This window comes from Sphingobium tyrosinilyticum (genome assembly GCF_042654265.1).
Taxonomy (GTDB): domain Bacteria; phylum Pseudomonadota; class Alphaproteobacteria; order Sphingomonadales; family Sphingomonadaceae; genus Sphingobium; species Sphingobium tyrosinilyticum.
Genome location: NZ_JBHSFZ010000005.1, coordinates 107,190 through 129,335, shown reverse-complemented (window position 1 = coordinate 129,335; position 22,146 = coordinate 107,190). Strand labels below are relative to the sequence as shown.

25 protein-coding genes are annotated in these 22,146 nt (G+C 62.4%); 11 read left to right on the top strand and 14 right to left on the bottom strand.

All coding sequences use genetic code 11. The features are described 5' to 3' along the window. On the bottom strand, window positions 1-801 hold the full coding sequence (gene dapF, locus ACFO3E_RS04020; protein WP_380802658.1) for a diaminopimelate epimerase: 801 nt from the start codon (window positions 799-801) through the stop codon (window positions 1-3). 369 nt (window positions 802-1,170) lie between these two features. Between dapF and ffh the strand changes: the two genes are divergently transcribed. Genes ffh through rplS form a run of 6 tightly spaced genes read left to right on the top strand, consistent with a single transcriptional unit; the run spans window position 1,171 to window position 5,036 of the window. Next, the gene (gene ffh / locus ACFO3E_RS04015; RefSeq protein WP_380802655.1) at window positions 1,171-2,622 is read left to right on the top strand and encodes a signal recognition particle protein; all 1,452 of its coding nucleotides are present in this window, start codon (window positions 1,171-1,173) and stop codon (window positions 2,620-2,622) included. Between the two features lie 48 nt (window positions 2,623-2,670). Next, window positions 2,671-3,141 (top strand): 30S ribosomal protein S16, encoded by a 471-nt coding sequence (rpsP, locus tag ACFO3E_RS04010; RefSeq protein WP_066524720.1) that lies wholly within the window; start codon window positions 2,671-2,673, stop codon window positions 3,139-3,141. 5 nt (window positions 3,142-3,146) lie between these two features. After that, on the top strand, window positions 3,147-3,641 hold the full coding sequence (gene rimM, locus ACFO3E_RS04005; RefSeq protein ID WP_380802653.1) for a ribosome maturation factor RimM: 495 nt from the start codon (window positions 3,147-3,149) through the stop codon (window positions 3,639-3,641). A 15-nt stretch (window positions 3,642-3,656) separates the two neighbouring features. Then, the gene (locus ACFO3E_RS04000) at window positions 3,657-3,929 is read left to right on the top strand and encodes a hypothetical protein (RefSeq protein ID WP_066524717.1); all 273 of its coding nucleotides are present in this window, start codon (window positions 3,657-3,659) and stop codon (window positions 3,927-3,929) included. Beyond that, the gene (gene trmD, locus ACFO3E_RS03995; RefSeq protein WP_066524714.1) at window positions 3,926-4,663 is read left to right on the top strand and encodes a tRNA (guanosine(37)-N1)-methyltransferase TrmD; all 738 of its coding nucleotides are present in this window, start codon (window positions 3,926-3,928) and stop codon (window positions 4,661-4,663) included. The genes ACFO3E_RS04000 and trmD overlap by 4 nt, the downstream gene beginning before the upstream one ends. A 4-nt stretch (window positions 4,664-4,667) precedes the next feature. After that, window positions 4,668-5,036, top strand: a complete 369-nt coding sequence (gene rplS, locus ACFO3E_RS03990; protein ID WP_066524712.1) for a 50S ribosomal protein L19 — start codon at window positions 4,668-4,670, stop codon at window positions 5,034-5,036. Window positions 5,037-5,318: 282 nt separating this feature from the next. On the opposite strand, the gene ACFO3E_RS03985 is transcribed toward rplS, so the two are convergent. From ACFO3E_RS03985 to ACFO3E_RS03950, 8 genes are all read right to left on the bottom strand, one after another. Then, the gene (locus ACFO3E_RS03985; protein WP_380802740.1) at window positions 5,319-6,632 is read right to left on the bottom strand and encodes an MFS transporter; all 1,314 of its coding nucleotides are present in this window, start codon (window positions 6,630-6,632) and stop codon (window positions 5,319-5,321) included. A gap of 2 nt (window positions 6,633-6,634) precedes the next feature. Then, window positions 6,635-7,432, bottom strand: coding sequence for a TrmH family RNA methyltransferase (locus tag ACFO3E_RS03980; protein ID WP_380802649.1), 798 nt, complete (start codon window positions 7,430-7,432; stop codon window positions 6,635-6,637). 67 nt (window positions 7,433-7,499) lie between these two features. Further along, window positions 7,500-7,772: an HPr family phosphocarrier protein gene (locus ACFO3E_RS03975; protein WP_066524709.1), complete on the bottom strand. Its 273-nt coding sequence runs from the start codon at window positions 7,770-7,772 to the stop codon at window positions 7,500-7,502. Beyond that, a complete protein-coding gene (locus ACFO3E_RS03970) occupies window positions 7,769-8,173 on the bottom strand; it encodes a PTS sugar transporter subunit IIA (RefSeq protein WP_066524707.1) in 405 nt (134 codons plus the stop codon). Before ACFO3E_RS03970 ends, ACFO3E_RS03975 begins: the two co-directional genes overlap by 4 nt. 22 nt (window positions 8,174-8,195) lie before the next feature. Further along, window positions 8,196-9,134 (bottom strand): RNase adapter RapZ, encoded by a 939-nt coding sequence (gene rapZ, locus ACFO3E_RS03965; RefSeq protein WP_066524706.1) that lies wholly within the window; start codon window positions 9,132-9,134, stop codon window positions 8,196-8,198. Continuing rightward, a complete protein-coding gene (locus ACFO3E_RS03960) occupies window positions 9,131-9,565 on the bottom strand; it encodes an HPr kinase/phosphorylase (protein WP_066528676.1) in 435 nt (144 codons plus the stop codon). The genes rapZ and ACFO3E_RS03960 overlap by 4 nt, the downstream gene beginning before the upstream one ends. A 95-nt stretch (window positions 9,566-9,660) precedes the next feature. Next, on the bottom strand, window positions 9,661-11,256 hold the full coding sequence (locus ACFO3E_RS03955; RefSeq protein ID WP_380802644.1) for an ATP-binding protein: 1,596 nt from the start codon (window positions 11,254-11,256) through the stop codon (window positions 9,661-9,663). Continuing rightward, window positions 11,225-11,929 (bottom strand): response regulator, encoded by a 705-nt coding sequence (locus ACFO3E_RS03950; protein WP_380802642.1) that lies wholly within the window; start codon window positions 11,927-11,929, stop codon window positions 11,225-11,227. The genes ACFO3E_RS03955 and ACFO3E_RS03950 overlap by 32 nt, the downstream gene beginning before the upstream one ends. A 286-nt stretch (window positions 11,930-12,215) precedes the next feature. Between ACFO3E_RS03950 and ACFO3E_RS03945 the strand changes: the two genes are divergently transcribed. The 4 genes from ACFO3E_RS03945 to ACFO3E_RS03930 all read left to right on the top strand — a co-directional run bounded on the left by ACFO3E_RS03945 (window position 12,216) and on the right by ACFO3E_RS03930 (window position 17,386). Next, window positions 12,216-13,811: a phosphoenolpyruvate carboxykinase gene (locus tag ACFO3E_RS03945; RefSeq protein ID WP_066524702.1), complete on the top strand. Its 1,596-nt coding sequence runs from the start codon at window positions 12,216-12,218 to the stop codon at window positions 13,809-13,811. A gap of 117 nt (window positions 13,812-13,928) precedes the next feature. Beyond that, the gene (locus ACFO3E_RS03940; RefSeq protein WP_066524701.1) at window positions 13,929-14,240 is read left to right on the top strand and encodes a hypothetical protein; all 312 of its coding nucleotides are present in this window, start codon (window positions 13,929-13,931) and stop codon (window positions 14,238-14,240) included. Between the two features lie 175 nt (window positions 14,241-14,415). Then, complete coding sequence (locus ACFO3E_RS03935) at window positions 14,416-15,231, top strand: ferredoxin--NADP reductase (protein ID WP_380802738.1); 816 nt, start codon at window positions 14,416-14,418, stop codon at window positions 15,229-15,231. A 196-nt stretch (window positions 15,232-15,427) separates the two neighbouring features. After that, complete coding sequence (locus tag ACFO3E_RS03930) at window positions 15,428-17,386, top strand: sulfatase-like hydrolase/transferase (protein ID WP_380802640.1); 1,959 nt, start codon at window positions 15,428-15,430, stop codon at window positions 17,384-17,386. 177 nt (window positions 17,387-17,563) lie between these two features. Here the strand turns inward: ACFO3E_RS03930 and ACFO3E_RS03925 are convergent, their stop codons facing one another. Both ACFO3E_RS03925 and ACFO3E_RS03920 read right to left on the bottom strand, forming a co-directional pair. Continuing rightward, on the bottom strand, window positions 17,564-18,007 hold the full coding sequence (locus ACFO3E_RS03925) for an NfeD family protein (protein ID WP_380802638.1): 444 nt from the start codon (window positions 18,005-18,007) through the stop codon (window positions 17,564-17,566). Then, a complete protein-coding gene (locus ACFO3E_RS03920) occupies window positions 18,007-18,978 on the bottom strand; it encodes an SPFH domain-containing protein (RefSeq protein WP_380802736.1) in 972 nt (323 codons plus the stop codon). Before ACFO3E_RS03920 ends, ACFO3E_RS03925 begins: the two co-directional genes overlap by 1 nt. Before the next feature lie 97 nt (window positions 18,979-19,075). Here ACFO3E_RS03920 and ACFO3E_RS03915 point away from each other — a divergent pair, with 97 nt between their 5' ends. Beyond that, complete coding sequence (locus tag ACFO3E_RS03915) at window positions 19,076-19,891, top strand: HpcH/HpaI aldolase/citrate lyase family protein (RefSeq protein ID WP_380802636.1); 816 nt, start codon at window positions 19,076-19,078, stop codon at window positions 19,889-19,891. 17 nt (window positions 19,892-19,908) lie between these two features. Here ACFO3E_RS03915 and ACFO3E_RS03910 read toward each other — a convergent pair whose 3' ends face one another. The 3 genes from ACFO3E_RS03910 to ACFO3E_RS03900 all read right to left on the bottom strand — a co-directional run bounded on the left by ACFO3E_RS03910 (window position 19,909) and on the right by ACFO3E_RS03900 (window position 21,998). Then, a complete protein-coding gene (locus ACFO3E_RS03910; RefSeq protein ID WP_380802633.1) occupies window positions 19,909-20,910 on the bottom strand; it encodes an alpha/beta hydrolase in 1,002 nt (333 codons plus the stop codon). Between the two features lie 102 nt (window positions 20,911-21,012). After that, window positions 21,013-21,750: a bifunctional 2-polyprenyl-6-hydroxyphenol methylase/3-demethylubiquinol 3-O-methyltransferase UbiG gene (ubiG, locus tag ACFO3E_RS03905; protein WP_380802632.1), complete on the bottom strand. Its 738-nt coding sequence runs from the start codon at window positions 21,748-21,750 to the stop codon at window positions 21,013-21,015. Between the two features lie 41 nt (window positions 21,751-21,791). Beyond that, window positions 21,792-21,998, bottom strand: coding sequence for a hypothetical protein (locus tag ACFO3E_RS03900; protein ID WP_225870572.1), 207 nt, complete (start codon window positions 21,996-21,998; stop codon window positions 21,792-21,794). Window positions 21,999-22,146: the final 148 nt, after the last annotated feature.

Sequence of the window (22,146 nt, the reverse complement as noted above, 5' to 3'; positions counted from 1 at the left end):
TCAAAAGCGCGCCCAGTCAGCCTCGCCATCGAAGACATGAGTGGCAGGGCCTGTCATGCGGATCGAGCCGCCCGGAGCCCATTCGATCAGCAGATCGCCGCCGGGCAAGGTGATCCGAGTCGGTCCGCTCACCAGCTTGCGCCGCACCGCTGCTACCGCTGTTGCGCAGGCGCCCGTGCCGCACGCGCGGGTCAATCCTGCCCCCCGTTCCCAGACGATCAGGCGGATGTGGTTCTCGCCTACGACCTGCGCGAAGTTCACATTTACACGCGCGGGGAACAGCGGATCGGTCTCGATCATCGGTCCCAAACGCTCGAAGTTCACACCGTTCATATCGTCACAGAAAAAGATGACGTGCGGGTTGCCGACATTGACGGCAACTGGCGCGGGCAGGTCTTCCCAGCTGACCGGCATAGCCAGCGTATCCATGGCGTAGGCGAGGGGGATGGCGTCCCATTCCAGCCGGGGCTGGCCCATATCGACGCTTGCGCCGCCTTCGACTCCCTTTGCATCGAGCAGCCCGGCCTTCGTTTCGATCAGCACGTCGCGCCCGACGAACAGGGGAACGCAGCGGGTGGCGTTGCCGCACGCTTCCACTTCGCTGCCGTCGCTGTTGAAGATGCGCATAGAGACATCGGCACGGTCCGACTGGCCGATCAGGATCAGCTGGTCGCAGCCGATCCCGGCGTGACGGTCGGCAATCGCCTGCGCGCGCGCCTGGGTCATGTCGAGCGTAGCCTCGCGCGCGTCGATCACGACGAAATCGTTGCCGAGGCCGTGCATCTTTGAAAAGCGTCCCATAATGCGCGCGCATGTAGGGGGTGCGGGGGGAAAAGGCCAGAGCAGCGCTTGACCGGATTTTTGCCAACTTCCGTCACCCAGGACTTGATCCGGGGTCCAGCTTCATTCGACTGCTGCAGTGGAGAAGCAAGAAAGCGGGACCCCGGGTCAAGCCCGGGGTGACAAGGGAACGGATAGTTGCGTCCTGACCCACCATGCGCTAAAGGCCTCCTCGCAATCAGGCGGCTTGCCGTCCGATACCCTGACAGATCCATGGCGCTCATAGGGGAGCACCGGATGGACGCTGGCCGGCGAGTTTTCGCCCGCCGGCGATTTTGTCGTTTTGCGGGGTAGGCGCAGTTTTCCGGGCTTTTCGGCCCAAATGAGGTGATGATGTTCGATTCGCTAAGCGATCGTCTCAGTGGGGTATTCGACAAGCTGCGTGGGCGCGGTGCGCTGACGGAGGACGATGTCCGCGCCGCGATGCGCGAGGTGCGAATCGCGCTTCTCGAAGCCGACGTCGCGCTTCCCGTCGTCCGTCAGTTCGTCGATCAGGCGACCGAGCGAGCGGTTGGCAGCGATGTGCTGCGATCGGTCACTCCGGGGCAGATGGTCGTCAAGATCGTCTCGGACACGCTCACCGAAACGCTGGGCGCTGAAACGTCCGAGCTGCTGATCGATGTGAACCCGCCTGCGGTCATCATGATGGTCGGCCTTCAGGGCTCCGGTAAGACCACCTCCACCGCGAAGATCGCCAAGCGCCTTAAGGAAAAAGAGCGCAAGAAGGTGCTGATGGCGTCGCTCGACGTCCAGCGCCCGGCTGCGCAGGAGCAGCTGGCGGTGCTGGGCACCCAGACCGATGTGGCGACCCTGCCGATCGTGCCGGGCCAGCAGCCGGTCGAGATCGCCAAGCGGGCGCTCCAGTCCGCGAAGCTCCAGGGCTTCGATGTGGTGATGCTCGACACCGCCGGCCGTCTGCACGTCGATCAGGCGCTGATGGACGAGATGAAGGCGGTCGCCCAAGTCTCCAACCCGGCGGAAATCCTGCTGGTGGTCGACTCGTTGACCGGCCAGGACGCAGTCAATGTCGCGACCAGCTTTACCGCGCAGGTGCCGCTGACCGGCGTGGTGTTGACCCGCATGGACGGCGATGCGCGCGGTGGTGCGGCGCTGTCGATGCGCGCGGTTACCGGCCGTCCGATCAAGTTCGCGGGCACTGGCGAAAAGCTCGACGCGATCGAGCCCTTCCATCCGGCGCGTGTCGCGCAGCGCATCCTGGGCATGGGCGACGTCGTCTCGCTGGTCGAGAAAGCGGCCGAGAGCATCGACGCCGAGGAAGCCGACAAGCTCGCCAAGAAAATGGCCAAAGGTCAGTTCGACATGAACGACCTGCGTTCGCAGCTCAACCAGATGCGTCGCATGGGCGGTCTGGGTGCGCTCGCCGGTATGTTGCCCGGCCTCAAGAAGGCGCAACAGGCGATGGCCAATAGCGGCGCGAACGACAAGACGCTGATCCATCTCGACGCAATGATCGGATCGATGACGCTGAAGGAGCGCGAGAAGCCCGCGCTGATCAACGCCAAGCGCAAGATACGTATCGCCAAGGGCTCCGGCACCACGGTGCAGGAAGTCAACAAGCTCCTGAAAATGCATCAGGAGATGGAAACGGCGATGAAGAAAATCCGCAAGATGGGCGGTCTCAAGGGGCTGGCCAAGATGTTCACCGGGGGTGGCCTTGACGGCATGCTGGGCGGTGGCGGCGCGCCTCCACAGGGACTGCCGGGGCTGGGCGGCAACATGCCCAATCTTCCGCCCGGATTTCAAAATTTCATGAAGAAATAAGCGTTTTCAATTAATTATATCAAGTCAGAAAGGTAAGGTCAGGTATCCATGGCAACGTCCATTCGTCTTTCGCGCGGTGGTTCCAAGAAGCGTCCCTATTACCGCATCGTCGTGGCCGACAGCCGCGCGCCGCGTGACGGCAAGTTCATCGAGCGCATCGGCAGCTACAACCCCGTCCTGCCCAAGGGCGACGAAAAGCGCGTCGTTCTGGACGTCGAGCGCGCGAAGCATTGGGTTGCCGCCGGTGCCCAGCCGACCGACCGCGTTGCACGCTTCCTCGACGCCGCTGGCGTGAAGGAACGTCCTGCCCGCAACAACCCGAACAAGGCTGAGCCGGGCCAGAAGGCCAAGGATCGCGCCGAAGACCGTGCTGCCAAGGCTGCGGAAGCCGCCGAAGCTGCTGAAGCTGCCAAGGCCGCCGCTGCTGAAGCCGCTGCCGCTCCGGCCGTGGAAGAAGCTCCGGTCGCTGAAGAAGCTGCTCCCGAAGCTGCTGCTGCCGAAGAGCAGGCCGAGGGCTGAACCCCTTGACTGACAAGCCCGTCACTCTCGCCGTCGTCATCGGCGCTCATGGGGTGGCGGGCGACGTCCGTCTGAAGCTCTTTGGAGAGGGGTCTGAGGCCCTTAAATCCTATGGGAGCTTCGATGCGGCGGGGCGCACGCTGACCTTGAAGTCGGTGCGCCCCGGCCCGAACGGCGCCGTCGCGCGATTTGCCGAGATTGGCGACCGCTCCTTGGCCGAAGCCCTGCGTGGGACCGAGCTTACGGTGCCGCGGTCTGCTCTTCCTCCCTTGGGGGAGGGCGAGTATTATCATGCTGACCTGATCGGCCTTCCCTGTTCGTCCACCGAGGGCGAAGGGCTGGGCCATATCGTCGCGGTCGAGAATTTCGGCGCGGGTGACATCATCGAGGTCGAGCGGCCAGCGGCGGATGGGAAAAAGGGCAAGCGCTTCATGGTGCCGATGCACGCCGTGACCATCACGGACGAGCAGGCCGTCATCGATGCCGCTTTTGCCGTCTGACAGCAGGTCGAACTGATGCCGAAAATTCTTGCTGCTCTCTATCTGCTTCTGATGGTTGCCGCCGGGTGGCGGCTTTTTACCATGGCTTGGTCGCGCGGTTTGAAGATCGCCGCAGCGATCGCTTTGATCATCCCCATTCCGATGTTCTTCCTGTTGCCCTCGCTGATGCACCCCGAGCGACCTTTCGCCGACCTGCTGCGCGCGATCGGCATTGCCCTGATCGTCGGAGGAGGGGTCTCGCTGCTCGGCGGCATGGCGGGGGCATGGCTCAAGGCGCGTAAGGCTTGAACTTTCGCGCGCAGATACTGACCCTCTACCCGGAGATGTTTCCCGGCCCGCTTGGCGTGTCGCTCGCGGGGCGTGCACTGGCCGAGGGCAAGTGGAGCTGCGATCCTATCCACATCCGCGACTTTGCCACGGATAAGCATCGGACCGTTGATGATACGCCTGCGGGTGGTGGCGCAGGCATGGTGCTGCGCGCCGACATCCTTGGCCTAGCCATTGATCAGGCGTTGGAGACAGGCCCCGACCTGCCCGTCATCGCCATGACGCCGCGCGGCGCGCCGATCACGCAGGCCCGCGTGCGCGAGTTGGCCGCCGGCCCCGGTGCGACCCTGCTATGCGGCCGGTTCGAAGGCTTTGACGAGCGTATTTTCGAGGCTCGCCCGGTCGAGCAGATCAGCATGGGTGACATCATTCTGTCCGGCGGAGAGATGGGCGCGTTGATGCTGCTGGATGCTTGCATTCGCTTGCTTCCCGGAGTAATGGGCGCGGCTTCAAGTGGGGATGAAGAGAGCTTCGAAAGCGGCCTTCTCGAATATCCGCACTATACCCGACCTGTTGAATGGGAAGGGCGCACGATCCCTGAAGTGTTGCGATCGGGGGATCATGCGAAGATCGCCGCCTGGCGGAAACAAAGGGCGGAGGATGACACACGGCTAAGGCGGCCGGACCTTTGGGAACGTCATATCGGCGTTCGGGACCAGCCGCCCTCTGGTGCGCAACGCGAAAAACAGGACTAAGATCATGAACTTGATCCAGCAGATCGAGGCCGAGAATATCGCGGCTCTCGCCAAGGATATTCCGGAATTCCGTCCGGGTGATACGCTGCGCGTCGGCGTGAAGGTCATCGAAGGTGACCGTAGCCGCGTCCAGAATTATGAAGGCGTCTGCATCGCCCGCTCGAACAAGGGCATGGGCAGCAACTTCACCGTGCGCAAGATTTCGTTCGGTGAGGGTGTGGAACGCGTCTTCCCGCTCTATTCGCCGAACATCGATTCGATCACCGTCGTCCGTCGTGGCGTCGTGCGTCGTGCGAAGCTTTATTATCTGCGCGGCCGCACCGGCAAGCGCGCTCGCATCGCCGAGCGCCGCGACGTCCGCACCGAGGGTTGATCTTCGGTTCCTGTCGCTGACGGGACATGAAAAGGGAAAGGCGGTGTCCGGTGGGACGCCGCCTTTTTCTGTTTGGGGGCTATGACCAACGGCTGGCGTAATTAAATTCCCCTTCGGTTCGAGCGGAGGTCCGAACCTGTCGAGAACCGAAGTCGAGAAAATGGCGCTACCCAACATGTTCTCGATACGGCTTCTCGACAAGCTCGAAGCCTACTCGAACGGAATGGGTTCTAGGGGGAGCGTCCGCCAACCACCAGGCCAGCTGGGCCGCTGGCGCGCGGGTCAGGCTGGCTTCCGGCTCGTAAACCACAGTCCGCCGAGGCTGATCGCCGCCGCCGCCGACATATAGAGGCCGACCAGCTCGACCCCCTGCACCTGAATCAGCCAGGTGGCTACGATCGGCGCCAGTGCGCCACCGATGATGCCGCCCAGGTTGAAGCTGAAGGAGGCGCCGGTATAGCGCAGCTGCACCGGGAAGAGGTGCGGCAGATAGGCGCCGAGCGGGCCATAGACGAAGCCCATCAGGAACAGCGCGAGGCTGAGGATCAGGAAGATCGGCAGCAATTGCCCGGTGCCCATGGCGGGGCCGAAGATCACGCCCATCGCCACCGTGCCGATGCAGCCGACGACCAGCACGCGGGTCGGGCTGGTCTTGTCCGCCCACCAGCCGGCGATGATGATGCTGAGCGCCATGAACAGGATCGCGCCCAGCTGAATGGCGAGGAAGGTCTCGCGGTTGATCTTGAGCGTGGTGGTGCCGTAGCCGAGGGCGAAGGCGGTCGCGATATAATAGACCGCAAAGCAGGCGACGACCGCGAAGGTGCCCGCGACCGCCGCGCCAAGATGGCCGGAAAAAAGCGCGGCAAGCGGTACGGCGGGCGGCGGGGCTTCGGCTTGGGCGGCGGCAAATTCCGGCGTCTCGGTGAGCTTGAGCCGCACCCACAGGCCCAAGAACACCAGCACCGCGCTGCCGAGGAAGGGCAGGCGCCAGCCCCAAGCGAAGAAATCCTTGTCGGTAAGGAACATGCCGAGGACTAGGAACAGGCCGTTGGCGGCGAGGAAGCCGACGGGGGCGCCCAGCTGGGGGAACATGCCGAAACGCGCGCGCCATCCGGGCGGCGCATTTTCTACCGCCAGCAGCGCCGCGCCGCCCCATTCGCCGCCGAGGCCAAAACCCTGGCCGAAGCGCAGGATGCAGAGGATCAGCGGCGCCCACCAGCCGATCATCTGATAGGTCGGCAGGAATCCGATCGCCAAAGTCGACCCGCCCATCAGCATCAGCGAGGTGACGAGCGTCGCCTTGCGCCCAATCCGGTCGCCATAATGGCCGAACACCGCCGCGCCCAGGGGCCGCGCGAAGAAGGCGAGGGCGAGGCTGCCATAGGCCGCCATCAACTGCGCGGAAGGCGACGTGGCGGGGAAGAAGAGGGGGCCGAACACCAGGCTGGCCGCGGTCGCGTAGATGTAGAAGTCGTAGAATTCGACCGCCGTGCCGATCAGGCTGGCCGCCAGCACCCGCCTGTGGCGCAGCATCGCATCGATTCCGCCCGTTTCCCCAACAGCTGCTTCCATTGCCCGCACGCCCCCTCGCGCCATTGTCATGTCTTTCGTTTCTGGTTGAGCAGTTCATAAGCCATCACGGCGCAGGCGACGGCAGCGTTCAAGCTGTCGGCCTTGCCGAGCATCGGCATCTTCACCAGCAGGTCGCATTCGGCCTCATAGGCTTCCGGCAGGCCCTGGGCTTCATTGCCGACGAGCAGGAAGCTTGGGCTCTGATAGCGTGGCTCCTGATAATCATGCGTGGCCTTGAGGCTGGTGCCGATCAGTTCACCCGGGCCTTCGCGCAGCCAGTGCATGAACTCGCTCCAGCGTGCCTGGGTGATCGACTGGGTGAAGAGCGCGCCCATGCTCGCCCGCACGGACTCCACCGAAAAAGGATCAACGCAATCATCGATCAGGATGAGCCCGCCCGCGCCGACCGCGTCGCCGGTGCGCAGGATGGTGCCGAGATTGCCGGGATCGCGCAGCGATTGGGCGACGAACCAGATATCCGCTTTGGTCCGGTCGAGCTTGGCCAAGGGGGTCAGCTGGTCGCGATAGACGCCGACGACTGCCTGCGGATTGTCCTTGCCCGAAATCTTGGAGAGAATGTCGGGCGTTGTTTCGATGACGTCCGACCCGGCGTCCTCCATGGCGGCGATCAGCTCGGCGGCGAGGGGGTGGCTGGAACCTGCATGGAAAAGCATCTCCGGCAGCACGCCTTCCTCGCGCGCTTCGGTCAGTATGCGTAGCCCTTCGGCCAGGAAGAGCCCTTCAGCCTTACGGAACTTCTTTTCACGCAAGCTGCGGACGCGCTTCACCAGCGGGTTGGAAAATCCGGTGATTTCGCGTGCCACTTGCGCCTTGCTTCCTGTTGGGGAACGAAGCGGCCTCTCTATCGAGCCGGGGCGGGTGGTAAAAGGTTTATTCTTCGCCGAACTTATCTTCGACCAGCGTTACCAGCTTGCCTAGAGAATCCGCCGCTTCCGGCCCCGTGGCGCTGATGACGATGGAATCGCCCAACGCCGCGCCCAGCATCATCAGGCCCATGATGGACGTGCCGGTCACTTCGCTGCCATCCTTGCGCACGGTGATCTGTGCGGGGAGGCCGCTTGCCAAGGTCACGAATTTCGCACTGGCGCGGGCATGAAGGCCGCGCTTGTTGCTGATCCGGACTTCCTGGCTGATTTCGCTCATGTAGTGCTACCCAATAGTTCCGATGCAACGCTGATATATTTCTGCCCCGCTTCCCGCGCCGCGGCGACGGCCTGGCGCACGTCCATCACCTTGCGCGCGCTTTCCAAGCGGATGAGCATGGGCAGGTTGATGCCCGCAATGACCTCAATCTCACCCGCCTTCAACAATGATATGGCGAGATTGGAGGGAGTGCCGCCGAACAGGTCGGTCAGCAGGATGACGCCCGATCCGTCATTCACACGCGCGACCGCAGAGGCGATGTCGGCGCGGCGCACTTCCATATCATCTTCCGGACCGATGCAGATGGTTTCGATCTGCTGCTGCGGACCGACCACATGCTCCATCGCCACGACAAATTCCGTCGCAAGCGACCCATGGGTGACGAGTACCAGTCCAATCATTTATTTGCCGGCCCAACTTGTTTCATGATTGTGCTTTCGGGCCTCCCGGTTCGCGCTTCTCCAGGCTGTCCTGCGGCGCTGATTCCATATTGCGGTGCGAGACCGTGGGCGAAAAGCCCGCGTCTTGCAAGTATTTGGCTACGCGTTCGGCAACATGGACCGATCGGTGACGCCCGCCGGTGCAGCCGAAAGCAACCGTGACATAGCTTTTACCGCTGTCAGCATATCGCGGGAGCAGCAGGGCCAGCAATTCCTCTATACGGCTGAGCGATTCCTCATAAGCGGGGTCGTCCACGATATAGGCTGACACATCCGCATCGAGGCCGGTCTTTGGCCGCAAGTCGGGTTCCCAATGGGGATTGCGCAAAAAGCGCATGTCGAAGACGAGATCGGCGTTGAGCGGAACGCCGCGCGAAAAGCCGAAGGACATGATCGTCAGGACCGGCGCGGACAGGCCATCGCGAGAAAAGCGGTTGCGGATCTCCTGCTGCAGGCCGTTGCTGGTCAGGCTGGTCGTATCGATGACATGGGTAGCCCAGCGCCGCAGCGGATCGGTGAGTTCGCGTTCGCGCGCAAGGCCGTGCGCCGCGGGGCGATCCGATGCCAGCGGATGGCGGCGTCTGGTTTCGGCGAAGCGGCGTTCCAGCTCCATGTCGGAACAATCGAGGAAGAGCGTTTCGACATCATGCCCGCGGCGGGTGCGTAGCGCTTTTATCCGTTGCACAATCGCCTGAGCGTCGAAGCCCCGGGTGCGCGCGTCGATGCCCAGCGCCAGCGGGCGATCGTCGAGCTCCTCGTGGCCTGCGGGCACTGGCGTGTCGAGCAGCCGTTCGAGGAGGAGGAGAGGGAGGTTGTCCACAACTTCCCAGCCCATGTCCTCGAGCGTCTTGAGCGCAGTCGTCTTGCCTGCGCCGGAGAGGCCGGAAACGAGGAGGATGGTCTTGGGAGTTGGCGCGTTCACGCGAGGCCCACCGTCTTGAGCGCCAGTTCGACCTTGATTGGGGCGGAGGGTTCAAGCGCGGCGAGGCGCACCACCGGTATCTTTGCGCCAGCGATCACACGTTTTTCCGGATCGGCCGGCATGCGGTCGATGTCATCGGACAGATCGACGATCAGGGCCACGCGGGCATAATCTATGCAAGGCATGTCCACCACGCCAAGTCCGCGTACTTCCATCTTGCCGGTGATGGTCTGCGGCGCGGTGGCTTCCAGCCGCCCATCGACCCATTTCAGCAGGGTATAATCATCGCTGACCAGGATGGCGCCGCGGTCGATGAGGCGCAGGGCGAGGTCCGACTTACCCATGCCGCTCGGCCCGCACAGCAGCACCGCGCGCCCGCCGATGGCGACGCTCGTCGCGTGCAATGTTTCGCTTGTTTCTTCCCGCACCATACCCACTCTCTTCTTAGACCTTGTCCGGGCTGGTGGGAAACGAATTGAAGGGACGCTGGGGCCATCGCGTCAAAAAATTTGGCGGTGCAGACGTCCTATTCCGAGACAATGCCAGGATCGCGCTCCACGCCCATGGGCAAGCGCAGCATGAAGCAGGCGCCGCTCTGATTGTCTTCGCGGTCGGCGATGCTGATTTTGCCCTGATGTCCTTCGACAATGGAGCGCGCTATGGCGAGGCCCAAGCCCGAATGCTTGCCGAAACTTTCCGTCTCCGGACGGACGCTGTGGAAGCGGCGGAAGACATGTTCCCGCTGCGGTTCGGGAACGCCGGGTCCTTCATCCTCGACGCTGACCAGCACTTCATGGTCGGCGACCGTGGCAACGATCTGGACGAGGCCGCCGTCGGGCGAGAAGGAGATGGCGTTGTCGATCAGATTGTCGAGCACGCGCATCAGCCGCTGCTCCTCGCCCAGCACGACGGCGACATCCTTGCGCGGACGGGCGAAGGCGAGGCGGATGCCCCGGGGAACGCCCCGCGCTTCGCGGGCGACCACCATCCGTTCAATCAACAGTCCGAGATCGATCGGTTCGAAGCGGGTGCGGGACAACTGAGCGTCGATGCGGGAGGCTTCGGCGATGTCGGTGACCAGGCGGTCCAATCGACGCACGTCATCATGGGCGATGGCCATGAGCTGAGCCCGGAGCTCCGGCTTATCAACCCGGTCGAGCGCATCGAGAGCGGAGCGCAGCGAGGCGATCGGGTTCTTCAGTTCATGGCTTACATCGGCGGCGAACGCGTCGGTGGCGTCGATGCGCTGGCGCAGCGCATGGCTCATGTCGGAGAGCGCGCGCGCCAGCATGCCGATCTCGTCACGCCGCTCGGGCAGGCGCGGCACCGTTACCTCGCGCGCGCGGCCGAGACGAACGCGGACGGCGGCGCGAGCAAGGCGTTGAAGCGGCTGCACTATGGTGCGGGCAAGGAAGAGCGAGAGGAGTACCGACGCCAGCACCGCAGCGGCGATGACGATACCCAGCCGCAATCGCTCGGCCCTGACGATCCGGGTGATGTCGCGTGCATTTTCGGTGGCGAGAAGGCTGCTACCGTCCTTCACCTCAGCAGTAGCCGAAATCATGAAGGTGCGATCAGGGGCGTAGCGGTTCATCGCCTGGGGGCGACCCGTCTTGCGCGCCAGCACCAATTCGGGCCAAGCGTACGCCTGATCCTTTGCAGGCTCTTCGAAATTGGCGGGCCGGTCGGCGAACACAATGCGATCGACAGCCTTGTCCAGGAAGCGGGCGACATGGCGCTGCCACCCTTCTTCCGATGGCAGGCGCAGGCGATAGCGCGGAGCGTCCATGGTGAAGCTGTCGGCGATCAATTGGCCGTCGCGTCCATAGCGGCGGACCCGGTCGCCAGTCTGCCGGGCATAGGCGGCGATCAGGCGGTCCTGCCGATCGGGCGGAGCGGTTTCCAGCCCAATCGCGAGCAGCTTCAGCTCTCGCGCGGATTGCTCCAGGCGTGCATCGACGATGCGCGTGCGATAGCTGTCCAGATAGAAGAAGCCGCCCGCCAGCAGGGCCAGCGCGAACACGTTGACCGCAAGGATGCGCGGGGTCAGGCTGATGCGGCCAGACCAGCGCAACCCCGTGTCGCGCGAATCATTCTTCCGAGAAGCGATATCCGGCGCCATAGAGGGTGTCGATTGCGTTGAATTCAGGGTCAACCTCGCGGAATTTGCGGCGGAGACGCTTGATGTGGCTGTCGATGGTGCGGTCGTCGACATAGACGTCATCCTGATAAGCGGCGTCCATCAGCTGGTTGCGGTTTTTGACCACGCCGGGACGCATCGCAAGGGTTTCGAGGATCAAAAATTCCGTGACGGTGAGCGTGACGTCCTGCCCCGTCCATTTCACCCGATGACGAGCCGGATCCATTTCCAGGCGCCCGCGCACGATCGGGTCGGCGGCAGGCTCGTCAGCGGATTCGGGCATGCGGTTCGCTTCCGAACGGCGGAGAATGGCACGGATTCGGGCGATCAGCAGGCGCTGGGAAAAGGGCTTGGCGATATAGTCATCCGCGCCCATGGCAAGACCAAGCGCTTCATCCAGTTCGTCCGTCTTGGACGTCAGGAAGATCACCGGCATATGGTTCTTTTCCCGAAGGCGGCGCAGTAGTTCCAGCCCATCCATGCCCGGCATCTTGATATCGAAGACCGCAAGATCGGCAGGATTGTCGATAAGCGCCTTCAGTGCCGCCTCCGGGTCGGAATAGAGGCGCGTCAGGAAGCCTTCGGCCTGCAGCGCGATGGATACGGAGGTCAGGATATTCTTGTCATCATCCACAAGGGCGATGGTTGGCGTCATGCGTCTTTCCAAAGGTCGTGGCCCCTATATCAAGGCCGTCCTTTCAAGCGTTAGACGATGCCCGCGCCGCCCGCAAGAAAGGGGTAGGAAGCGGTAAATGCGGTTTTCGCCTCTTAATTTGGGATAATCGGCTCGTCGCCGGGGTTTGACGCTGGGGGTGCAAAAGCTTATTGCCCCTCCAATCTGCAAGAATGACGCCGCGCAAAGGGATCGCGGCGCTGAGGGGCGGATCGGTTGCGAGCGGTTGTTGCTGGCGAACCGGGATTATCACATCAGGAGCTAAGGCGTGCAGGCCAAATCCTCTATCACCCTGGATCAGCAGGGCATTTCGACGAACGCTGAACAATATTGGAATCTTGGCACCGCGCCGCTCGTTGAAGCTGCAATCGCCAATGGCGAAGGTATCCTGTCGAAAGATGGCCCGCTGGTGGTCAAGACGGGCAAGCACACGGGCCGTTCGGCCAGCGACAAGTTCATCGTCAAGGACGCCGAAACCGAATCCACCGTTTGGTGGGGCAAGACGAACGTCCCGATGACGCCAGAGCATTTCGCTGCGCTCAAGGCAGATTTCCTGAAGGCGCTGGGCCAGAAGGACAAGCTCTATGTCGCTGACCTGTTCGGCGGCTCGCAGCCCGAACATCGCGTCAAGGTGCGCGTCATCAACGAACTGGCGTGGCACAATCTCTTCATCCGAACGCTGCTTGTGCGTCCTCGCCAGGACGAACTGAGCGGTTTTGCGCCCGAATATACGATCATCGACCTGCCGACCTTCCAAGCTGATCCGGCCCGTCACGGCACGCGCAGCGAGACCGTGATCGCCGTCAATTTCAGCGAAAAGCTGATCCTGATCGGCGGCACCAAATATGCCGGCGAGATGAAGAAGTCCGTTTTCGGCATTCTGAACTATCTGCTGCCGACCAAGGGCGTGATGCCGATGCACTGCTCGGCCAATATCGGCCCTGATGGCGACACCGCCGTCTTCTTCGGTCTGTCGGGCACGGGCAAGACCACGCTGTCGGCCGATGCCAGCCGCACGCTGATCGGTGACGATGAGCATGGCTGGTCGGATACCGCCGTCTTCAACTTCGAAGGCGGTTGCTATGCCAAGATGATCAACCTGTCGGCTGAAGCGGAGCCCGAGATCTTCGCGACGACCAAGCGGTTCGGCACGGTTCTGGAAAACGTCGTCATCGACGAGGACACGCGCGAGATCGACCTGGACGACAACAGCCTCGCTGAAAACAGCCGTGGCTCTTATCCGATCGACTTCATCCCGAACGCGTCGGAAAAGAATCTGGGTCCGGTGCCGAAGAACATCATCTTCCTGACCGCGGACGCTTATGGCGTGTTGCCCCCGATTTCGCGGCTGACGCCGGATCAGGCGATGTATCACTTCCTGTCCGGCTATACCGCGCGCGTCGCGGGCACCGAGATCGGCGTGACCGAGCCGACCGCGACCTTCTCCACCTGCTTTGGCGCGCCGTTCATGCCGCGTCATCCGTCGGTTTATGGCAATTTGCTGAAGGAACGCATCAATAAGGGCGGCGTCACCTGCTGGCTGGTCAATACCGGCTGGACTGGCGGCAAATATGGCGTTGGCAAGCGCATGCCGATCAAGGTCACACGCGCGCTGCTCAATGCGGCTTTGGACGGCAGCCTGAACAATGCCGAATTCCGGACCGATCCGAACTTCGGCTTCCAGGTTCCGGTGGCGGTTCCGGGCGTTGATACCACGATCCTCGACCCGCGTGCGACCTGGGCCGACAAGGCGGCTTACGACGAAACCGCAGCCAAGCTGGTGAAGCAGTTTGTCGATAATTTCGCCCAGTTTGAAGAGCATGTCGATGCGTCGGTGCGCCAGGCGGCCCTGACCGCAGCCTGACGCGCCAAGCGGCTTCAAAATAATGCAGGAGTCGGCGGGGCGCACCCGTCGGCTCTTTTGCTTTCGGCGGCGGCCGCGCGATGCTATTCTGGCGCAAAGTACGATAGGATCACGGCCATGTTAGACCAACTTCTGAATTCTGTGGGCGGGCTGGAGGCGGTTGCCGCCAAGCTTGGCGTGTCGGCCGAGCAGATGCAGGCGCTCCTGTCGGAGATCGGTGGCAAGATCGCGTCCGGCGAGACGGATGTGGCGGCTCTGGCGACCACGGCTGCAGAACATGGCGTGTCGGCGGACAAGCTGCAGGAATTGTTCGCGCAGTTTGGCGGGCCGGAAGCGGTGATGAGCAAGATCGGCGGGCTGTTTGACCGCGATGGCGACGGCAATCCCTTCGGTGAACTCAGCCGCCTCGCCAAGGGCCTGTTCGGCTGAACTTCTGCCCTGTGCGGGCAGGCCATGATCGTCAGCTATCGAGGGGACAAGTTTTTTCACCTTGCCTTTGGCGGGGTGAAAAGGCATTTCGCGCTCCATCACTTATTGCGAAAGCCACGCAACTAGCGTCTCAGCCGGGACGTTGGCGGATTGGATTTGGCAGGAGACGAAGGTTTTGAGCGACGTGACGATCGAAAAGCCGGTGCTGGAACCGACCGGCGCCCTGAGCGTGGAAACCGTGCTGTCGGTGCGGCACTGGAACGAACATCTGTTCAGCTTCCGCATCAGCCGCCCGGCGAGCTTCCGCTTCCGTTCGGGCGAGTTCGTCATGATCGGCTTGCAGGGCGACAATGGCAAGCCGCTGTTGCGCGCCTATTCGGTGGCCAGCCCCGCCTGGGACGAGGAACTGGAGTTCCTGTCGATCAAGGTGCAGGACGGTCCGCTGACCTCCAAGCTGCAGCTGATCCAGCCCGGCGACCAAATCTATCTCGGCCGCAAGCCGACCGGCACGCTCGTCACCGACGCACTGCTGCCGGGCAAGCGGCTGTTCATGCTGTCCACGGGCACGGGCCTTGCGCCCTTCCTCAGCCTGGCGCGTGATCCGGACGTCTATGACTTTTATGAGGAAGTAGTGGTCGTCCATTCGGTTCGCCGGGTCAGCGATCTTGCATTTCATGACGAACTGGAAGGCAAGCTGGCGGAAGACCCGCTGGTGTCCGAACAGGCGGCCAACCAGTTCCATTACGTACCGACTGTCACCCGCGAAGCGTTCCGCAACAATGTGCGGATCGACAAGCTGGTCGAAAACGGTGCGCTGTTCGAAGGCATTTCGGGCGACAAGAAGTTCAATCCCGAGACTGACCGCATCATGATGTGCGGCAGCATGGAGATGATCAAGCAGTTCGCCGCCTATTTCGAGGGCGAAGGCTTTGTGGAAGGCTCTAACGCCGCGCCGGGCGCTTTCGTGATCGAGCGGGCGTTTGTCGGCTGATCGCTGCTGATAATGGGAAGAACGAAAGGGCTGGCGGCGACGCTGGCCCTTTTTGTTTGGAGGCGTCTATTAGCGACCACATACGGACCTTTATCGGCCCGTGTGCATCGCCGAAAGAAGACAATCACGCTGATATTAAAGAACGATTCCGTCCTTTAATTTGCATTGCCTTGGTGCCCTTCCTATTGATCGCTAGTTGAGCAGGCGGTCTGCTACATATCCAGACTGCATCCGCGTAAGCATCGCAACGCTGGACCTGCTACTAGACGCAGGAGTGAACATGGTCGATATTTCGCGTAGGGGGCTGATGGCCGCAACCGCAGCGTTCGGCATTGCAGCGCCCGCTATCGGCACTCGCCCCAAGCCCACGCCTCGTCCGAACATCTTGTGGCTGGTCAGCGAGGATAATAATCCCTTTATTGGAGCCTATGGTGACTGGCTGGCCCACACACCGGCGATCGATGCACTTGCAGCCAAAGGTGTCCTCTTTCGCAACGTCTATTCTACCGCGCCGGTATGTGCTCCGTCTCGCTACGCGCTTATCACCGGGGCTTCGCCCGAAGGAAATGCCCCGGCGAACCATATGCGCGCTCAAGCGAAGCTGCCCGAGGGGTGGCGCACGACGCCCGAATTCATGCGAGAGGCGGGCTACTACACCACGAACAATTTCAAGACGGATTACAACTGCGAGATAGACGAGAAGGCTATCTGGGACGATAACGGCAGCAAAGCCCACTGGTCGAACCGGCCGGAGGGAAAGCCCTTCTTCAGCATCTTCAACTTCATGACGACGCATGAATCTCAGATGTTCCGGGCTACGGCAGGTCGACTGACACCGCAAGATGTTACGGTGCCTCCGCACCTGCCAGACACGCCTGAAGCGCGCCTCGATATCGCGAGCTATTATAATCTGATCGAGAAGATGGACGGCCAAGTCGCCAAGCATCTTGCCGCTCTCGAAGCAGCGGGCCTCAGCGAGGACACGATCGTCTTTTATTATTCAGACAATGGTGGCTGCCTTCCCAAATCGAAACGATATTGCTCCGACGCCGGACTGCGAGTGGCTTTGGTCGCCTATTATCCGCCCAAATGGCAACATTGGGCGCCCGCTGGTCCCGGTCAGGCCCTTACCGCGCCGGTGACCCTGATGGACCTGCCGCCGACGATCCTGCGTATTGCGGGGCATTTGGTGCCTTCACAGATGGAAGGTCGCCCGCTGGTGAAGGGCGCCTCCCTCCCCCGCTATGCCTTTGGCATGCGCAACCGCATGGACGAGCGCTACGATTTTGTCCGCTCAGTGACCGACGGCCGATGGCGCTATACCCGCAATTATCTTCCTCACCTTCCCTCGGGTCAGCACGGAGCCTATGAGTGGCAAGCGAAAAGTTATCAGTCTCTGGAGCGTGAATATCTGGCGGGCCGGCTGACCGAGGAACAGGCGCGCTTCTTCAAGCCGCGCCCGTTCGAGGAACTCTACGACCTCTCCAGTGATCCACACGAGCTGAGCAATTTGGCAGCTCATCCCAGCGGCCGTGAAAAACTTAAGGAACTGAGGACTGCTCTTGACCAACATATGCTGGCCATCAACGACAATGGCTTCATACCGGAAGGTTCACCGCTGGAGGGCTATTCATCGAGCCGGAGGGCCGGTGCGTACCCGCTGCGCTCCCTGATGGCTTTGGGCGCGAAGGCGGCCAGTCGCGACGCTGGCAATCTTTCCGCTTTCGTAGCGGGCCTTAACGACCGGAACGAGGTGGTGCGCTACTGGAATGCAAACGCCCTAGCGATGCTGGGCGCGAGTGCTTCGCCAGCAACGGGAGCGTTGCAAGCCCGACTTGAGGTTGAGCCATCTGCTCAGGTCCGCGTCGCTCTCGCCGAGGCGATGGGCTATGTAGGGTCGATCTCAAGAGCAGAAAGCATCTTGCTCCGCCTCCTGGAAGGAACCGCCTCCCTCCGGGTAAAGCTTCAAGTGGTGAATGCACTTACTCATATCGGCGCAAAGAGTGACACTACGCTAGCCGTTCTAAAAGAGGCGCTGAAGCTCGACGATGAATATGTGCCGCGTGCCGCGATCTACCAAATACTGATCATGTCCGGCGAATACCAACCGGAGGTGGATACCTTTGCCGCGTATGGGCGCTCGCCGAAAGGTTGAGCCTCCCTTATGTCTGGATTAGGCGGAACGCGGCGCAAAAGCCGTCAATCTCCTGCCCACCCATTCCCCGTCGTCCCAGTGGACGCGGGGATCAATAGGAATGAGCGCTCGGGAGATACCAGCCTTCGCTGGCATAGCGGGAGGGGAGGCTGTGCGTTACGTGACCCGAAAATAGTGTCAGGCCAACTCAACCTTCAGTACCGACGCATCGGCCCCCACTACGCGCACGCGGGTGCCAGCGGGGGCATCTGGGCCGCGGCAGGACCAGACGCTGTCGCCCACCTTTACTCGGCCGCGGCCGTTGTCGATGGGTTCGACGACGGTGACGATCTCTCCCACGAGCCGGGCGGTGCGGTCGTTGAGCATTGGGTCCTGCGACGCGACCGGATTGGCGGCGTACCAGCGTCGGCCGCCCCAGACCGAAAGGAGGCAGAGCAGGGCGAAGATCAGCAGCTGGACAGGGACTGACACCGGCAGGAGCAGCGCTATGAGGCCGGTCACCGCCGCAGCCAGTGCGACCCATATCAGGAACACGCCGGGCATCAGGACCTCTGCCACGCCGAGCAACGCGGCGAAGACCAGCCAGCCCCAATGATCGTCCAGCATGCCGAGCCAGTCCATCAGCCTTGACCTTGGGCGAAGGGGCTGCGGCGGGGCGGGGCGGGGGGTGCGGGCGGAGTATTGCCGTCGCCCAATGCTTCCTTGGCTAGTGCGCCGATGCCGCCCAGCGTGCCGATGAGCTGCGTCGCTTCTACGGGGAAGAGGATGGTCTTGGCATTGGGCGAGTTGGCGAACTGGCTCACCGCTTCGACATATTTCTGGGCGACGAAATAGTTGATGGCTTGCGCATTGCCGTTGGCGATGGCGTCGGAGACCATTTGCGTCGCCTTGGCTTCGGCCTCGGCTTCGCGTTCGCGGGCTTCGGCGTCGCGGAAGGCGGCTTCGCGGCGGCCTTCGGCTTCCAGGATCTGGCTTTGCTTCTGACCTTCCGCCTTCAGGATTTCGGAGGCGCGAAGTCCTTCGGATTCGAGGATCAGCGCGCGCTTTTCGCGCTCTGCCTTCATCTGGCGGCCCATGGCGTTGACGATGTCGGCAGGCGGGCGGATGTCCTTCAACTCGACGCGCGTGATCTTGATGCCCCAGGCGTTGGTCGCGTGATCGACCACCGATAGCAGGCGGGCGTTGATCTCGTCGCGTTTGGACAGGGTTTCGTCCAGGTCCATGGAGCCCATGACCGTGCGGAGGTTGGTGGTGGCAAGCTGCATGATGGCGACATAGAGCTCCGACACTTCATAGGCCGCCTTGGCCGCGTCCAGCACTTGGAAGAACACCACGCCATCGACAGACACCATGGCATTGTCTTTGGTGATGATCTCCTGGCCCGGAATATCGACGACCTGTTCCATCATGTTGATCTTGCGGCCAACCGCGTAGAAAAAGGCGGGGTAGAAATTGAGGCCGGGGCGCGCCACCTCGGTAAAGCGGCCGAAGCGTTCTATGGTATATTGATAGCCTTGGCGCACCACCTTGACGCTTACGGCCAGGTAGAAGAGCACTAGGAACGTCACCGTCAGCGCAAAGGTCGTCAGCATCATTTTCTCCCCCTAAGAAACTTGACTATGACGCGGAATCGTTAACGGGAAAAGTCAAACCGTCACCAGGCCGATCGGCCGATCCAGGAGATTTGCCATGTTGCTGCGCCACGCCCGATCGCTGCTGTTCCTGCCCGCATCGAACAGGCGGGCGATCACCAAGGCGCGCACCTTGCCGTGCGACATGGTGATCCTCGACCTGGAAGATGCCGTGCCCGATGACCGGAAGGAAGAGGCGCGGGCCAATGCGATCGAAGCGGCGGGCGAAGGTTTCGGCGGGCGGCTGTGCGCGGTCCGGATCAATGTGGAAGGCACGCCTTGGCACGGGCCGGAAATGGTCGCGATCAAGCGGTCGCGCGCTGATTATGTCGTGCTGCCCAAGGTCGAGAACCTGAAGCAGGTGAAGGACGTTTTCAGCGTCTGCCAAAAGCCGATCATCGCCATGATCGAGAGCGCCACAGGGGTGATTGCCGCCGCGTCGATCGCTTCGGCAGAGGGGGCTGCCGGCCTGTTCATGGGCACCAATGACCTGCGGCAGGATCTGGGCATTCCGCCATCGGCCGGACGGGAAGGGTTATCCTTCGCGCTGCAGTCCGTGATCCTGAGCGCCCGTGCGGCACGTATCGCGGTGTTCGACGGCGTGTTCAACCGGCTGGATGACGAGGCGGGATTCGAAACGGAGTGCGCCGCGGGCCATGCGATCGGCTTCGATGGCAAGACGCTGATCCACCCGAGTCAGGTGCCTGTCGCAAACCAGGTGTTCGGGCCGGATGCGCAGGCGGTGGCGGATGCGCGGCGGCTGATCGAAGCGGCGACCGGCGGGGCGGAGCGCTTTGAAGGACGCATGATCGAGAGCATGCATGTCGAGGAAGCCAAGGCGCTGGTGGCGAGAGCCGAGGCGGTCATCTCCTGACGGGTTGCGTCACAGGTTCAACCGCTTTGGGGTGTTGCTCCCCAATGAGCCCGTACGAAGCGCTGTAGCTCGCTCGACAGTTCGAGGTCTTCCGCTGTGCTGCCGCCGAAGCCACCATGGGGCATGCCTTCGAAGATGTGCAGTTCGACAGGCACGCGCGCGCGCAGGAGTGCGCGGTGCATCCTGACCGCGTTGGACAGGAACAGGTCGCGCGTTCCCGCTTGAAGGAAGGTGGGCGGGAAGCCTGCTGAAAAGTCGCCGAACAAAGGTGAGAGATAGGGGTCGGCCAAGTCGTGCCCGGCGGCGTAAAGGAGATTGGCGTTCATCAGCGGCCTGGGCAGCATGACGTCCACCAACTGATTGGTTTCGAAACTGTCGCCGGTTTCGGTGAGGTCCAGTTCCGGTGTCAGCAGTATCACGGCGGCGGGTAGGGGTAAGCCCTCGTCGCGAGCGCGCAGCACCGCCGCGGCAGCCAGATTGCCGCCCGCCGAAGCGCCGCCGATGATGATATTCTCCGGCGCATATTGGTTCAGAAGCTCCCGATAGACCGCGACGCAGTCGTCCAGCGGTGCGGGATAGGGATGTTCGGGCGGCATGCGGTAATCCACGGCATAGCAGGAAACGCCATGCTGGTCGGCGACGCGGCGCGCGCCTGTCCGGCAAAATTCGCCTTCGCCATGGACGAGCCCGCCGCCATGTATGTCGAGATAGACGCGGTCGTCTGGAAAAGGGTCGGCAGGGGTCGCCAGATGGACGCGGACGCCCGCCACTTCGATGCTTTCTACGCTTGAACGCAGATGAGGCGACAAGGCGGACGAGAGGTCCGTCATGAACTTGCCAGCCGTTTCCTTGGATTTGGCCCAGCCTTCCAGATCATCGGGCGCTGGCTGTGGCATGGCGTTCAAGGGCAGACCGTCAGGCCCCACCAAGGACGCAAGGAAGGCGCGCGCCTGCGGGCTGATGGATTTGGGGAAGGGCACGGTTCGGCCGCATATGGTCACGCCTTTGGGATCGTCCATCGATCATGCCTCTCCTTGCTTATTGGAGGATGATGAGCGGTGGACGCGCGCGAGGCAAGGGGTTGGTGACCGGCTTTGCTGAGCAGGATGCAGGGCCGCCGGTTAGCCCGCTGGGTGACGGGCGGTCAGGAGATAGTTGATCGCCTTGTTGGACGAGAGGACGAAGCCCTTGCGCGGATCGAAGGAAAGACCCGTAACGTCCGTGACCTCCAGTCCAGCATCGGTGACCATGCGCGAAAGCTCCTCGGGGGTCAGGAATTTACCCCAATCATGCGTTCCCTTTGGAATGCCGCCGATGCTTTCCCCGATGCCGATCATCGCGAGGCGCGACAATGGCGTGCGGTTGGGCGTGGACATGATCAGCAAGCCGCCGTGCGCGAGCTTGGCCGCGAGCGCCTTTATGAACTGTGCCGGATCGGTGACATGTTCGACCACCTCCATAGAGGTGATCAGATCGAAGCCGCTTGCATCGATCTGTTCGACCGGGGTCGCCTGATAATCGATCAACAAGCCCTGGCCTGCGGCGTGGGTGCGGGCGACGGCTATATTTTCTTCTGCCGCGTCCAATCCTGTCGCCGTGGCCCCTAGCCGCGCCAAGGGTTCGGTCAGCAGACCGGCGCCGCATCCAACGTCGAGCGCGCGCTTTCCTTCAAGTGGCCGAAAGCTGCTTTCGTCGGCCAGCCAGTGACGGTCGATTGCATCGCGGACGTAGCGCAGGCGAAGGGGGTTCAGCTTGTGCAGCATGGCGCTGCTGCCATTGGGGTCCCACCAGTCCGCGGCCATGGCGCCGAAATGCGCCGCTTCGCGTGGGTCGATCGTGCTGGAAGTTGTGTTTGCCATGGGGCTGACTAACAATCTCCGCGTCGCCGCGCCACGGACATTTACTTGTTGCGCGGCGGCGGTCCTTCGCCATCGAGATATTTGTCTTCCGCATCGAGTTGACGGTGCAATTCGCGCGTCGCGGCTTCGGTGCGCGCCAGTTCCTCCGGCGTCCTGTGCCGCCTGTTGCTCATCATCACATAGATAAGCACGATGCCGAGCAGGATCGGTCCACCGATCGTCACCAGCGCCCAGATGCTTCCGTCCATGGCGTCCTCCATTCCTTCGTCGGAAAGGAATGAGCGACGGCGGGGCCGAGTTCCCTTTGCTTGCCATATTCGCCGCTGCTGCTATAGCGGCGCCGTTTTTGCCCCCGAGGGCAGAGCTTTTTCCAGATCAGCAGGCAGGTTCGACAGG

Excerpts from the sequence above, each read along its gene's own strand:
- ubiG (WP_380802632.1), bottom strand. The coding sequence starts at position 21,750 with ATGGCAAACACAACTTCCAGCACGATCGACCCACGCGAAGCGGCGCAT.
- ACFO3E_RS03975 (WP_066524709.1), bottom strand. The coding sequence starts at position 7,772 with ATGAGCGAAATCAGCCAGGAAGTCCGGATCAGCAACAAGCGCGGCCTT.
- ACFO3E_RS03925 (WP_380802638.1), bottom strand. The coding sequence starts at position 18,007 with ATGGACTGGCTCGGCATGCTGGACGATCATTGGGGCTGGCTGGTCTTC.
- ACFO3E_RS03910 (WP_380802633.1), bottom strand. The coding sequence starts at position 20,910 with ATGGACGATCCCAAAGGCGTGACCATATGCGGCCGAACCGTGCCCTTC.
- ACFO3E_RS03955 (WP_380802644.1), bottom strand. The coding sequence starts at position 11,256 with ATGGCGCCGGATATCGCTTCTCGGAAGAATGATTCGCGCGACACGGGG.
- ACFO3E_RS03950 (WP_380802642.1), bottom strand. The coding sequence starts at position 11,929 with ATGACGCCAACCATCGCCCTTGTGGATGATGACAAGAATATCCTGACC.
- ACFO3E_RS03920 (WP_380802736.1), bottom strand. The coding sequence starts at position 18,978 with ATGCTGACGACCTTTGCGCTGACGGTGACGTTCCTAGTGCTCTTCTAC.
- ACFO3E_RS04000 (WP_066524717.1), top strand. The coding sequence starts at position 3,657 with ATGCCGAAAATTCTTGCTGCTCTCTATCTGCTTCTGATGGTTGCCGCC.
- ACFO3E_RS03960 (WP_066528676.1), bottom strand. The coding sequence starts at position 9,565 with ATGGTGCGGGAAGAAACAAGCGAAACATTGCACGCGACGAGCGTCGCC.
- rplS (WP_066524712.1), top strand. The coding sequence starts at position 4,668 with ATGAACTTGATCCAGCAGATCGAGGCCGAGAATATCGCGGCTCTCGCC.
- ffh (WP_380802655.1), top strand. The coding sequence starts at position 1,171 with ATGATGTTCGATTCGCTAAGCGATCGTCTCAGTGGGGTATTCGACAAG.
- ACFO3E_RS03970 (WP_066524707.1), bottom strand. The coding sequence starts at position 8,173 with ATGATTGGACTGGTACTCGTCACCCATGGGTCGCTTGCGACGGAATTT.
- ACFO3E_RS03900 (WP_225870572.1), bottom strand. The coding sequence starts at position 21,998 with ATGGACGGAAGCATCTGGGCGCTGGTGACGATCGGTGGACCGATCCTG.
- ACFO3E_RS03915 (WP_380802636.1), top strand. The coding sequence starts at position 19,076 with ATGTTGCTGCGCCACGCCCGATCGCTGCTGTTCCTGCCCGCATCGAAC.
- dapF (WP_380802658.1), bottom strand. The coding sequence starts at position 801 with ATGGGACGCTTTTCAAAGATGCACGGCCTCGGCAACGATTTCGTCGTG.
- ACFO3E_RS03940 (WP_066524701.1), top strand. The coding sequence starts at position 13,929 with ATGTTAGACCAACTTCTGAATTCTGTGGGCGGGCTGGAGGCGGTTGCC.
- rpsP (WP_066524720.1), top strand. The coding sequence starts at position 2,671 with ATGGCAACGTCCATTCGTCTTTCGCGCGGTGGTTCCAAGAAGCGTCCC.
- ACFO3E_RS03985 (WP_380802740.1), bottom strand. The coding sequence starts at position 6,632 with ATGGCGCGAGGGGGCGTGCGGGCAATGGAAGCAGCTGTTGGGGAAACG.